This window comes from Burkholderia sp. Ac-20392 (assembly GCF_017104585.1).
Classification (GTDB): Bacteria; Pseudomonadota; Gammaproteobacteria; order Burkholderiales; family Burkholderiaceae; genus Burkholderia; species Burkholderia lata.
The window spans coordinates 1-12,851 of sequence record NZ_JAAGPB010000058.1; the positions used below are offsets into that span (position 1 = coordinate 1).

The following is a 12,851-nucleotide window of genomic DNA, read 5'->3' on the forward strand; positions in this document are numbered from 1 at the left end:
TCGCGCCGGACGACGCCGGCGTGCCGCGCCCGGTCGGGCGCCAGCCGATATCAGCGGGATGTCGATCGTGAGCGCGCCTGGCCGCTCGATGTGACCAATCCGATCACCGTGCGGAGGCGGCGCGCGGCGAGCCGGCCGCGCGCGCGTGCCGGGAGAGGCGTCCCCGCATCCCCCGGGCACCGTTGAGCGTCAGTGGCTTTGCGCGGGCGTGAATACGCCGCGAAAGCGCATCTTCCCGGACGCGAGGCGGTCATAGGCTTCGGTCGCCTGGTCCAGCGAGAACGTCTCGACGATCGGTTTGACCTTGCCTTTGGCGGCGAGGTCCAGCACTTCGCTCAGGTAGCGCAAGCCGCCATGCGTGGAGCCGATGACCTGCTGGCGCATCATGTGGAACGGCTTGCGCTGCGACGCGATCGAGAACGGCTTGCTGAAGTCGAGCCCGCAGAGGATCACCCGGCCGTCGACCCGCACGCCCGTCATTGCCTCCTCTGCCGTACCGAACTCGTTGGTCGTGACCAGCAGGACATCCGCGCCGCCCAGGTCGCGAAGCTCCGCGCCGTTTGCGACGACCCGGTCCGCGCCCAGCCCGATGGCGAGGTCGCGCTTGTCGGCCGAATGCGTGATCGCGATGGTTTCGAAGCCGCACGCGCGGGACAGTTGCAGCGCCACGTGCCCCAGTCCGCCGATGCCGAGCACGGCCACCTTCTCGTGCGGCTGCGGCGCCGCGTCGCGCAAGCCGCTCCACGTCGTGTAGCCCGCGCACATCATCGGCGCGGCATCGACATAGGCCAGCGCATCGGGCAACAGCACCGTGCCCTCGGCCGCGACGGCGATGTACTCCGCGTGCCCGCCCTGCGACGCGAACCCGGTAGTCCGCGGCGCATCGCAGTTCACGGCCGTCTGGCCCGAAAGCGGACGATGCTCGCGACAGTACGGGCAGCGCCCGCAAGCGGACTGCACCCACGTCGTGCCGATCCGGTCGCCCACGCGACGCGCATGCACGCCCGCGCCCACTTCGACGATTTCGCCGACCACTTCGTGGCCGGGCGTCTGCGGGTAAATGTCGCCGCCGAAGCCCTGCGTGGCCCAAACGTCCGTGTAGCACATCCCGGACGCGTGCACCTTCACCAGCACCTGCCCGGGCCCGGCTACCGGTGCCGGCACTTCCTGCACTTCCCAGGGCCGATTGGCACCGGTCATCACGATCGCCTTCATCTTCATTGCCTGCTCCTTGTTCAACCGAACGCAGGGCCTAGTCTAGAAAAGGCGCATTATCATGACAATCTCGCCAATCTTTATGTGAAGATGAATTCAGCTCATCAATTGAAAGCCGGCGATCTCTTCTCGCTCAACGTGTTCCTCGCTGCCGCCACGCACCTCAGCTTTCGCGCGGCATCGATCGAGCTCGACGTCACGCCGTCGGCAATCAGTCATTCGATCAAGAGCCTCGAGCAGCGCCTGGGCGTTCGCCTGTTCAATCGCACCACGCGCAGCGTGTCGCTGACGGACGCCGGCGAGCGGCTCGTCGACAAGCTCCGTCCGGCGATCTCGTCGGTTGCGGAGGCGATGCTCGCGGTCGACGGGATGCGCGACACGCCCAGCGGCACCGTGCGCATCAACGCGAGCGAAGGGGCGATCCGTCTCGTGCTGAAGCCGGTGCTCGCGCGCTTCCTGCGCGACTACCCGCAGGTCCACCTCGACATCGTGACGGACGGCAAGCTCGGCGACATCGTCGCCGGTGGATTCGACGCGGGGATCCGGCTCGCCGAAGCCGTGCCGCAAGACATGATCGCGGTGCGCGTGTCCGATCCGGTGCGGTTCGCCGCCGTCGCCTCGCCCGCCTATTTCGCCGCGCATGGCCGCCCCGGCGTGCCGCGGGATCTGGAGCGGCACGACTGCATCCGCTTTCGCTTCGATAGCGGTGCGATCTACCGCTGGGAGTTCGAGCGCCGCGGTGTCGTCGAAACGGTGAACGTCAGCGGCCCGCTCACGCTGACCGACCAGCCGCTGATGGTCGACGCCGCGATCGACGGCATCGGGATTGCGTTCGTGCCCGATCATCTCGTTCACGATGCGCTGGCCGATGGGCGTCTCGAACGCGTGCTGGCCGACTGGTGCCCGGTCATGCCGGGGCTGTGCCTGTATTACCCCGGTCATCGCCATGTTTCCGGCGGGCTGCGGGCGCTGATCGACAGGGTGCGGATTCCATCACCCGATGCCAGTCGAGCGCCTTCGCAACCGGCACGACGCCGCAAAAGCAGGAAACCCGCGAGCGACTGATCGAGTCGATGACGACGGTGTCGGCACGTGAGAGAACGTCAGGCTGCTACCGTCCTGGACGGAGCGCGCCGGCACGCAGCCCGGCGCACTGCTTGCGTCGCATGCCGGCGAATGGCTGCGATGAGCAGCACGCACACCTAACGATGCCCGACATCCAGCATGTAGCCTTCCCCGCGAATCGTGCGAATCAGGCGCGGCTCCTTGATGTCCTCGCGCAACTTCTGGCGCAAGCGTGAGATCTGCACGTCGATGCTGCGGTCGAACGTATCGATCGACTTGCCGCGCGCGGTATCCATCAGGTATTCGCGGCTGAGTACACGCCCCGGCGCGGCGAGGAACGCATTGAGCAGGCGAAATTCCGCGTTCGACAACGGTATGACCGTGTTGTCGGCCGCAATCAGGTGGCGGCCGATCTGGTGAAGCCGCCATCCCGCGAAGCGGCTTTCCTCCTGCGCCCTCGTCCGGCCTTGCGTTTGCGCACGCACACGGCGCAGGATCGTCTGGATGCGCGCGACCAGTTCACGCGGCTCGAACGGCTTGACGATGTAATCGTCGGCACCGAGTTCCAGCCCGACGATCCGGTCGGTCATCTCGCCGCGCGCGGTCAGGATGATCAACGGAATCTCGGAGGTCGCCCGAATCTCGCGGCAGAGATTGAGGCCGTCGTCGTCCGGCAGCATCAGGTCGAGCACCACGAGATCGAAGCCGCCCTCCCCGAGCGCGAGATGCATTTCCGCGCCGGTGCCGGCTTGCGCAGTCGTCATGCCGAAGTCTGCAAGGCAGTCGCACAACAGGCTGCGAATCTGCGAGTCGTCGTCGACGACGAGAATACGAATCGCTTTGTTCACGGCGTCTTGTCTCCGATGTTGCGGCGGTGAGATGTCCCCCCACACTCATTATTGCCCGCCAATATAAGGGCTTTTTGCACGAATTGTTGCAGCGTTGAAATAATTGCCCCCGCACCTTGCCCCACAAGGTCATCCGAAGAAATCGGGATGCCTGACGAGCGCTCACGTCATGGATAACCCGCCCGGTATTTTCCCGAAGAGACACGGCTGAACATCGTCCGCCTTCGCCGCCCCGTCTCGTTTCGCGCCTCCTGCCGCAACCTTGCCCGACCGGAAAGCCTTTGTGTCAGCGCAGATACAAAGCCGATATGAACCAGAAATGCCCGGGTCTTAACGTGGCTCCCAGGTCATATCGAGGCAGGAGACACGCGGGACATGAACTACGCACAACCCAAGCCACCTGTCCGGCGCATTGGCGGCATCGCCTTCGTGGTCGGATTGCATGCGGTGATCGTCTACGCATTGCTCACCGGTCTCGCGACGAAAGTCGTGGACGTGATTCGTCAGCCGATCGAGACGCGCATCATCGAAGAGATCAAGCCGCCGCCCCCTCCACCCCCGCCGCCGAAGCAAATCGCACCACCTCCGCCGAAGCACGTCGCGCCACCGCCGCCGTTCGTGCCGCCCCCGGAAGTGCACGTCGCGGCAGCGCCGTCGCCGAACGCGATCACCACGCAGTCGACCACGCCTGCGCCGTCGGCTCCCGTCGCGCCGCCGGCCCCACCCGCCGCTGCGGCGCCGGTGTCGACGAGCGTCGGCGTGGTGTGTCCCAACTCGACGCAGGTGCGCGCCGCCATTCGCTATCCGCGTGAAGCGCTCAAGGACAACCTGACCGGCGACGTCGTCGTGACCTTCGTGGTCGGCACCGACGGCAACGTCAAGGACCTGAGCGTGACCCAGTCGGCCGCGCCCGTGCTCGACAGGGCCGCGGAAAACGCCGTGCGGCAATTCCACTGCGTCGCACAGGGCGAGGAAGTCCGCGTGCAGGTGCCCTTCTCTTTCAAGCTCGATTGAGGCTGCGCTCGACAGCCGTTCCTTTTCTACTTGCCAACGCATTTCAGGAGACGTTCATGATCAACCGTACCCGCAAGGCCGCCCTGGTGACGGCTCTGTTCCTCGCGGCCAGCGCCGCCCACGCCGCCACCGATACGGTGACGAATCCCTATGGTCTCGACGCGCTCTGGAAAGGCGGGGATTTCATTGCACGAGGCACGCTGCTCATCCTGGTCGTCATGTCCATGGGCAGCTGGTACATCATCGTCGCGAAACTGCTCGAGCAAGCGCGGGTACTGCGCCGTGCGAAGGCGGCGGAGACAGGTTTCTGGAAAGCGGGCAGTCTCAGCGAAGGCACGAAAAAACTCGACGCCGGCAGCCCGTTCCGCTTCATCGCCGAAACCGGGCTCGCGGCATTCGACCATCACGAAGGCGCGCTGGTCGAACAGGTCGACCTCAACCAGTGGGTCGCGGCGGCGATCGAGCGGGCGACCACGTCGGTCTCGAGCCGCCTGCAGGACGGCCTCGCGTTTCTCGGCACCGTCGGCTCGACCGCGCCGTTCATCGGCCTGTTCGGCACGGTGTGGGGCATCTATCACGCACTGACTGCGATCGGCATCGCGGGCCAGGCCTCCATCGACAAGGTCGCGGGGCCGGTCGGCGAAGCGCTGATCATGACGGCCATCGGCCTGGCTGTCGCGGTGCCCGCCGTGCTCGGCTACAACTGGCTCGTGCGCCGCAACAAGGCGGTGATGGAGCGCGTGCGCGGGTTTTCGACGGAATTGCACATCGTCCTCCTGACCGGCACGACCACGGCCGGGGCCGCCGCCGCGACCAAGGCCGCTGCCCTCACCCGCGTGGGGTGAGCCATGGCCATGACCGTAGGCCCCCGCGACGGCGCCGAGCATGACGAAACCATGTCGTCCATCAACACGACGCCGCTGGTCGACGTGATGCTGGTGCTGCTGATCATCTTCCTCATCACGATTCCGGTGGTCTCGCACACCGTGCCGGTCACGCTGCCCAAGGAGACCGTGCAGCCGCTGCAAACGACCCCGCAGAACGTGATCCTCGCCGTGACGAAGGAAGGCGACGTGTTCTGGGACGAACGGCGCGTACCCGACGCAGCCACGCTCGTCGAGAAACTCAAGGCGGTCGCCGTGCAATCGCCGCAACCCGAAGTCCATATCCGCGGCGACCTCGACGCGCGCTACGCCGCCATCGGACGGGTCGTGTTTGCCTGCCAGCGGGCCGGCATCGTCAAGGTCGACTTCATCACCGAACCGCCGCCGCGCCAATGATCCCGCCACACCGACAAGGAGACCCGAGATGGCCATGACGATGCCCACCGGCAACGCCGACGAACCCGACGTGATGATCGAGATCAACACCACCCCGCTGATCGACGTGATGCTGGTCCTGCTCATCATGCTGATCCTCACCATTCCCATCCAGACGAACGCGGTGAAGCTGGACATGCCGACCGGCGCGCCGCCGTCGCAACCGCAGGCACCGCCCGTGGTGCAGATCGATATCGCGGCCGACGGCGCCATCGCATGGAACGGCGAGACGCTGGGTTCGCGCGAGCAACTGGAAACGCGCTTGCACGACGTCGCCGCCAACCCCGCGCCGACGGAACTGCATTTGCGGCCCGACAAGGCGGCGCCTTACCGCGCCGTCGCCATGGTCATGGCGTCCGCGCAGCGGCTCGGCGCGAACCGCATCGGGCTCGTGGGCAACGAGCAGTTCATGCAGTAACCGCCTTCTCATCACGGAGCCCTCATGTTCGACTCCAACCCCGACGTGCTCGCCCCGGTGGCGGCACAAAGCCCGCCATCGGATTCACCCGCCGGACCACTCGCGTGGTTCGGTCTCGCGATTCTCGTGATCGTGGCGTTCTTCGCGTTCGTCGACCGTCAGATGCTGATCCTGCTGACGGAGCCCATCCGTCACGATTTCGGGCTGACCGATACGCAGATCGGCCTGATGCAAGGCGCCGGCATCGCGCTGTTCGCGGGCGTGGCTTCGCTGCCGATCGGCTGGGTCGCCGATCGCGTGGATCGCCGCGTGGTGCTGGTCGCGTGCGTCCTCGTGTGGAGCGCCGCCACCGCGATCTGCGGCATGACCACCCACTTCTGGCAGTTGTTCATCGCCACCGTCGGATTGGGGATCGGCGAAGCCGGGCTGGTGCCGGTGATCTACGGCCTGATTCCCGATCTCTTCCCTGCGCGCCAGCGCGTGCTCGCCAATGCGATCTTCGCGCTCGCCAACCTGTTGGGCTCAGGTGCGGGGATGGCGCTCGGCGGCGCACTGATGCATGGCATCGCGGCGGTGCACGATGCATTGCCCGCCGGACTCGCCGATCTCGCACCGTGGCGGCTCGCGTTTTTTGCCGTTGCCCTGCCGGCCCCCGTGCTGGCCGTGCTGGTTCTACTCATTCGACCCGGCAAGCACCGCGACACGGACGCATCCGCCGCGCATCACCGGACGTCCGCGCCGCTGCCGTCCGCACCGGTCTACTTCCGGCGCGAAGCCATCATGATGCTCAAGTTCTTCGGTGCCATCGGGCTGGTCAATCTGTCGTTCGGCGGTGTCGCGACGTGGATGCCGGTCGTGGCGGTGCGAACCTTCGGCGCGACGCCGGCCGAAGCCGGCGGCGGCATGGGCGTGGCGGCGATGGCCGGCGGCATCGCGGGTTGCGTGCTCAGCGGGCTCGTCGCCGGCCGCATGCGCGCGCGCTTCGGCGTGCTCGCGCCATTGCGTGTCTGTGAATGTGGCGCACTGGTCGCCGGCGGCCTGTCGTTCCTCTATCTGGCGGTGGGCTCGCTGACGCCGGTCTACGCGCTCTTCGGCGCCCAGCTCGCCTGCATGGTCGCAGGCATGGTGCTGTTTCCCACCATCATGCAGAACATCTGCCCCGCTCACCTGCGCTCGCGCGTGGCGGCGATCGGTGCGCTGACATCGATCGTCGTGCAGTCCGGCAGCCCCGTGTTCATCGGCTTCATGTCGGATCGCCTGCACGCGTTCAGCCAGGGCTTGCTGTGGTCGATCGTCTGCGTGGCGGCATTCGGCTTCTTTGCCGCCTGCTTGTTGATGCGCGCAGCGGGCCGTGGTGTCCGCGAGGCAATCGAGCGCTATGAATAATTCTCTTCTTCCCTCTTCCATGTCACCCCGCACGCTCTCACTCTCGCTGCGCATCGAACGCTGGCCGTTGGCCGTTCCGTTCCATATCACCGGCCACGTCATCGACGCCGCTCGCCTCGTGAGCGTAACCGTCGACGACGGGCATTACGCCGGCAACGGCGAAGCGTCCGGGGTCTTTTACCTGGGTGAAACACCTGAATCCATCGTCGCGCAAATCGAGCGCGTCCGACCATCGATAGAAGCGGGCGTCACGCGCGCGCAGTTGCTCGACATCTTGCCGCCCGGCGGCGCACGCAATGCAGTCGATGCGGCATTGTGGGCGCTCGAATCACAACGGCAAGCCATGCCTGTCTGGCACATGGTGGGCCTCTCCGAGCCGCGCCCGTTGCGGACCACGATGACGATCGGCGTGGATACGCCGAACGCGATGGCCGGGGCCGCACAGAGGCTGCCCCACGCCAGGGCGCTGAAGGTCAAGCTGGACGGCAGCGCCGCCGACGCCGCGCGCCTCGCCGCAATCCGTGAGGTACGGCCGGATCTCCCGCTCGCCGTCGACGCGAATCAGGGCTGGTCGCGCGCGCACTTCGACGCGATGCTCCCCATGCTGCAACAGCTCGATGTCGGCATGCTCGAACAACCGTTCGCGATCGGTGCGGATGCTTGTCTCGAACATATCGATTGTCCGATCCCGCTTGCGGCCGACGAATCGTTTCAGGATCTCGGCGACCTGTCCGCCGTCGCGCGCCGCTACGACATCGTCAATCTCAAGCTCGACAAATGCGGCGGTCTGACGCGCGCGTTCGACCTCGCCACACGTGTACGCGAAGCCGGCTTGTCGGTGATGGTCGGTTGCATGGCAGGCACCTCGCTGGCAATCGCCCCCGCGTTTCTGCTCGGGCAACAGTGCGATCACGTCGATCTCGACGGACCGATCTTCCTTGCCCGCGATCGCGAGCCGGGCGTCGCCTACGTCGACGGCCTGCTGCACTGCCCGCCCCATCTCTGGGGCGACGCGGGCGTCACGACTTCCTCTCGCTGAGCAATCTGAGCAATCACCATGACATCGGACTCCTCTTCCACGACGGCGCAGCTCGATGCGCTGTTCACGCCTTATCGCCGCACCGATGCACCCGGATTGATCGCCGGCATCGTCCATCGCGGCCAACTGCTGTATCGGCGCAGTTTCGGCATGGCCAGCCTCGAACACGGCATCGCCAACACACCGGCCACACGCATGCGCATCGGCTCGGTCACCAAGCATGTCACTTGTCTCGCCGTGTTGCTCCTGTGCGAGCGCGGCGCACTCGACGCCGACGCCCCCATCGGCACGTATCTGCCGGAACTCCCGCCGGCCGCGGGCCGACCGACGCTGCGGCAGTTGATGTCGCATCGCGGCGGGCAGCGATGTGCACTGGACCTTGCACTCCTGACGCAGGGCCTCGCGATGTCGCCGCGGGGTGCGTTCCTGGCTTCGCAGCAACGCCAACGCGACGAAAATTTTCCGCCGGGGGAACGCATGATGTATTCGAACGGCGGCTATCACCTGCTGTCGCTCGCCGTCGAACGTGCGAGCGGGATGCCGTTCGAAGCATTTCTCGCGACCCATCTCTTCGCTCCCCTGCGCATGCACGACACCGCGTGCGTACGCAGCGACATGACGATCGAGCGCGGCATCGCGACGATGCATGTTCCTGACGGCACAGGCGGATACCGGCGCGGCATCTTTCCGACGTGGGAACTGCTGGGCGAAGGCTCGATCGTCTCGACCGTCGACGACATGCTCAGATGGACCGCGCACCTGCGATGCAGCGACAAGATCGTCGGCAACGCCGACACCTGGCGCCAGATGCTGGCGTTGCCCGTATTTTCCAGCGGTCTGCGCAGCCAATACTCGCTCGGTCTGACGCAGAGCAGCTATCGCGGTGTCGAGCTGATGCAGCATTCCGGCGGTGTTGTCGGCGGGACTTGCCAGATGCTGGTGTCGGCGGCGCACGGGCTTGACATCGTATTGCTCAGCAACGGCGCGCTCGGCGCACCGCTCGAGCTGTCGAAGCGTGTGGTCGACATCGTGCTGGCGGGCGAGCTGCGCGGCGATGGCCCGCCTGCCGCCGCGCGCGCCGCCGATCATGCGGCGCGCCTCGGCAGCTACCGGTCGCCCAGCACCGGCGCCGTGTATGCCCTGGAAGATCACGAAGGTGCGCTGGTGTTGGGGGGCCCCCTTTGCCCCAGACGCTCGATGACGCTCTACGACAGCACCGATGAACTGAACGACGTCGAGCTCGAAGCGAGCGGCGACGGTCTGTTGGCGCTGCGGTGGGGATCGCCTTGCACACCGGACGATCTCTCCAGCCTGCGCATCGTGCATTGCGGCCATGTCGAAACGTTCGCACGTCTGGGCGAAGCGCCCGCGATGACGCCGCATCTCGCCACCGCGATGTCCGGCACATTCGCGAGCCACGACGCCGATGCCCACGCGATCATTCGGCTCGACGACGAAACACTCGTTCTTCGCCTGCGCGGCGCGATGGGCCATTGCGACTACCGCCTCACGCCGCTGGCCCACGATGCCTTCGAACTGGTGCCGGTCGATCCAGTGGACATCATGACCGGCATCGTCACGTTGATGCGCGATGCAACGCGCGCCGACATCACCGGTTTTCGCGTCGATACCCCGCGTACCCGACGCCTGGCCTTTACACGGGTGCATGCCGACGCGTGATGCTGGCCGGCGTCGAACGACGCCGGCACGTACTCACATTGTCGATGCGAACGGATTCGACACGCGCGGCCAGTAGTTGAGGTCACGAAGCCGATAGTCCAGCTCGGCGAAATTCATCGTGAGCGCACCTGGCGCGGCGATATGAAAAACGGCCTTCGAGCGCGGCGCGAAATCGGTTTGAAAATGCTGCGTCGATTTCACGACCACCAGCTTCTTGCCGGCATAGTCGATGCCAAGCCCGGTGAATGCGTCGACGCCGAGCACCTGGGTGCGAACGGATATCAGCGCGATGTCGAGCCCGTTCTCGGCTTCCACCCACACTGCCCGGCCCAGCGGTTGCTCGAGACCCATGATGCTTTGCGTATGCCGCTCGACCACGTTGCGCACGGTGACGCGCAGGTCCACCGGTTCTCCGGAGTACACACTGCACTTACCGCCGATGCGCAGATCCAGGGTGGCCCCGACACCCGCGTCCTTGCAGATCTGAATGGCGCCGAGATCCCAGAAGCACCCGATCGCCACATTGGGAATCCGTCGCTCGACCACGCGACGCAAGATGAACGTGCTGTCGCACGGCGCGCCGCCGCCGGGATTGTCCGCGACATCCGCCAGGACGACCGGGCCGCCGTCGACCGCCAGCGCACGATCCAGTCCGGCATCGATATCGAGCCATGCGGGACGTGTCGCATCGCGCAGCTCCCAGAACTCGCGTGCCAATTGTGCCGCCAGCGCGTCGGCCCTGGCGGGATCGCTGTCCGTCACCACCCAGAGTTTCGCGCCGGCTTCCGGCACGTCACCCCACGGGAACCCGTGGCCGAGCGACACCGACAGCACACCGTCACGCCCTTCGAACGACTGCATGCGCCGGACGAACCCCGCCATCGGTTCGCTGGTGGTGTGCCACGCACCGACCATCCTGCAGTCGAACACGCCGGTCGTCGGACGGATGCGTCCGGCAGCCATGTCGAGCGTCAGCCGATAGGCGTCGCGCGCCCGATCGACGGCGTCGACATGCGGATACTCCTTGTAAGCGATCAGGACATCGGCCGACGCCTTCATCAATTGCGTGAAATGGCAGTGCGGGTCGAGCGTGACCGAGATCGGAACGTCGGGGCCGACAATCGCGCGAACGCCGGCGAGCAGATCACCTTCACAATCGTCGTAGCCCTCTGCCACCATCGCGCCGTGCAGCAAAAGAATCACGGCATCCAGCGGCAATGCGGCCTTGATGCCATCGAGGATCTCGTCCCTCAGGGATTCGTAGACCGCACGAATCGTGCGGCCGGACGGCTGGGCTTCGGCACACAGACCTTCGACGATGTCGTGACCGTCCCCCTCCGCGAGGCGCCGCACTTCCGCGAGCACGTGCCCCACACCGTCGGGCTCGCGCACACTCGCGTCGCCATGAAAAATCGTGAACTCTTCGAAGCCGCCCCATCCGGTCGGGCACGGGGCAAAGGTATTGGTTTCCGTCGAAAGCTGAGCCGTATATATCTTCATGACGAGGTCTACCGAATCGGGTTGAAGGACGTGAAACGACTATAAGCACGCGCTATTTCCGCTTTGTGAGCAATCTGTATCAAGCGTGAAACAGAGCAGCGCCAACGGTCGCTCGGCGCCCCTCGCCTTATCGACGCGGTAACGTAACCTGCGCCACCAGCCCGCCTTCCGGACCGTTGCGCAACACCAGCTCCCCGCCGTGACGCTTCACGACGTCGTTCGCGATGGCAAGGCCAAGCCCCGTCCCGCCCGTGTTCCTGTTGCGAGAACTCTCCACCCGGTAGAACGGCTCCAGCGCCCGCTCCAGTTGCGCCTCCGGGATGCCCGGTCCGTGATCGGCAATCTGGATCCGCACACACGACGGCGCGTCGATCAGGTGGATGTGCGCGTCTTCACCGTATCGAATCGCGTTGGCAACCAGATTCGTCAGGCAGCGTTTGAGGCCGAGCGGTTGAGCCGAGATCGGCGGCACCTCACCGCTGATCGTCACCTTCTGGCCGTGTTCAGCCGCATCTTCCGCGATGGCATCCACCAGTGCGTTGATATCGACCGGGCTGAACGCCTCAACCACTTCTTCATTGCGCAGGAACGACAAGGTGGCCTCCAGAAGCTGCGTCATCTCGTCGATATCGTCCCTGAGACGCTCACTCAATTCGGTATCCTGAGCGGATCGAAGGCGCAGCTTCATGCGCGTCAGGGGCGTGCGCAGATCGTGCGACACGGCGGCGAGAAAGCGGTTGCGCTCGCTCATTTGCCGCCGCAGCGACGCCTGCATCGTGTTGAACACGCTGGCGGCCTGACGCGCCTCGACAGGGCCGATTTCCCTGATGGGCGGCGCATCGATATTCCTCGACAGTTCAGCGGCCCCTACGGCCAGCGTGCGGAACGGGGCGGCCAGCATGCGCGCGCCGATCCAGGACGAGATCAGCGCCGGCATCACCTGGATCATCACCGCGGCGCCCCACTGCAACGATGCGCTCATCCCGGGCGGCGGCTTGAAGGGTGCGGTGCTGTAGAGCTTGAAGAGCAGCAGGCCGGCACTGATCTGCATCACGAGGATGATCGAGATCATCACGAAGAACAGGCGATAGAAAGCCGAATCGAAGCGGGGTTTGTGCATGGTCATGGCCGACAGCGAGCGATGGCGTCGATTATCGCCCGTGAATGTAGGGGCCATGTGAGCCGTTTATTGCAAACCGGAAACATGTCTGCGTCCCGCGTCCATCTCGTCTGCCCGCGTGGCCGCCCTTCACCCTCACCGATCGTTTGTATCACCGACGATACAAACGCCACATGAACCAGAAATAACCGGCACTTACCGTTCCCCCTGAGTTGCGCTACACGGCATCGCGTTCAGTCGATCGCAC

At 65.6% G+C, this 12,851-nt stretch carries 12 protein-coding genes; 8 read left to right on the forward strand and 4 right to left on the reverse strand.

Annotated features, from left to right (window positions below; all coding sequences use genetic code 11):
• Window positions 1-189 precede the first annotated feature (189 nt).
• Window positions 190-1,221: an alcohol dehydrogenase catalytic domain-containing protein gene (locus G3N99_RS10620; protein WP_206122355.1), complete on the reverse strand. Its 1,032-nt coding sequence runs from the start codon at window positions 1,219-1,221 to the stop codon at window positions 190-192.
• A gap of 84 nt (window positions 1,222-1,305) precedes the next feature.
• On the opposite strand from G3N99_RS10620, the gene G3N99_RS10625 reads away from it, so the two are divergent.
• On the forward strand, window positions 1,306-2,280 hold the full coding sequence (locus tag G3N99_RS10625; protein WP_174945502.1) for a LysR family transcriptional regulator: 975 nt from the start codon (window positions 1,306-1,308) through the stop codon (window positions 2,278-2,280).
• Window positions 2,281-2,417: 137 nt separating this feature from the next.
• On the opposite strand, the gene G3N99_RS10630 is transcribed toward G3N99_RS10625, so the two are convergent.
• The gene (locus tag G3N99_RS10630; protein ID WP_174934982.1) at window positions 2,418-3,128 is read right to left on the reverse strand and encodes a response regulator transcription factor; all 711 of its coding nucleotides are present in this window, start codon (window positions 3,126-3,128) and stop codon (window positions 2,418-2,420) included.
• A 375-nt stretch (window positions 3,129-3,503) separates the two neighbouring features.
• On the opposite strand from G3N99_RS10630, the gene G3N99_RS10635 reads away from it, so the two are divergent.
• The 7 genes from G3N99_RS10635 to G3N99_RS10665 are packed head-to-tail and all read left to right on the forward strand — an operon-like array spanning window position 3,504 to window position 9,984.
• Window positions 3,504-4,142 carry an energy transducer TonB gene (locus tag G3N99_RS10635; RefSeq protein WP_174934984.1) on the forward strand — a complete coding sequence of 213 codons (639 nt, stop codon included), beginning with the start codon at window positions 3,504-3,506 and terminating at the stop codon, window positions 4,140-4,142.
• A gap of 56 nt (window positions 4,143-4,198) precedes the next feature.
• Window positions 4,199-4,987 carry a MotA/TolQ/ExbB proton channel family protein gene (locus G3N99_RS10640; RefSeq protein ID WP_174934985.1) on the forward strand — a complete coding sequence of 263 codons (789 nt, stop codon included), beginning with the start codon at window positions 4,199-4,201 and terminating at the stop codon, window positions 4,985-4,987.
• A gap of 3 nt (window positions 4,988-4,990) precedes the next feature.
• Window positions 4,991-5,422, forward strand: a complete 432-nt coding sequence (locus G3N99_RS10645) for a biopolymer transporter ExbD (protein ID WP_174934987.1) — start codon at window positions 4,991-4,993, stop codon at window positions 5,420-5,422.
• Window positions 5,423-5,450: 28 nt separating this feature from the next.
• Window positions 5,451-5,879 carry a biopolymer transporter ExbD gene (locus tag G3N99_RS10650; RefSeq protein ID WP_174934989.1) on the forward strand — a complete coding sequence of 143 codons (429 nt, stop codon included), beginning with the start codon at window positions 5,451-5,453 and terminating at the stop codon, window positions 5,877-5,879.
• A 24-nt stretch (window positions 5,880-5,903) separates the two neighbouring features.
• Window positions 5,904-7,265, forward strand: a complete 1,362-nt coding sequence (locus G3N99_RS10655; RefSeq protein ID WP_174945498.1) for an MFS transporter — start codon at window positions 5,904-5,906, stop codon at window positions 7,263-7,265.
• On the forward strand, window positions 7,258-8,304 hold the full coding sequence (locus G3N99_RS10660; RefSeq protein ID WP_174945496.1) for a dipeptide epimerase: 1,047 nt from the start codon (window positions 7,258-7,260) through the stop codon (window positions 8,302-8,304). Before G3N99_RS10655 ends, G3N99_RS10660 begins: the two co-directional genes overlap by 8 nt.
• An 18-nt stretch (window positions 8,305-8,322) precedes the next feature.
• Window positions 8,323-9,984, forward strand: coding sequence for a serine hydrolase domain-containing protein (locus G3N99_RS10665; protein WP_174945494.1), 1,662 nt, complete (start codon window positions 8,323-8,325; stop codon window positions 9,982-9,984).
• Window positions 9,985-10,017: 33 nt separating this feature from the next.
• Here G3N99_RS10665 and G3N99_RS10670 read toward each other — a convergent pair whose 3' ends face one another.
• Window positions 10,018-11,484, reverse strand: coding sequence for a M81 family metallopeptidase (locus tag G3N99_RS10670; RefSeq protein ID WP_206122356.1), 1,467 nt, complete (start codon window positions 11,482-11,484; stop codon window positions 10,018-10,020).
• A 127-nt stretch (window positions 11,485-11,611) separates the two neighbouring features.
• Window positions 11,612-12,610 carry an ATP-binding protein gene (locus tag G3N99_RS10675; RefSeq protein ID WP_241011579.1) on the reverse strand — a complete coding sequence of 333 codons (999 nt, stop codon included), beginning with the start codon at window positions 12,608-12,610 and terminating at the stop codon, window positions 11,612-11,614.
• Window positions 12,611-12,851 lie beyond the last annotated feature (241 nt).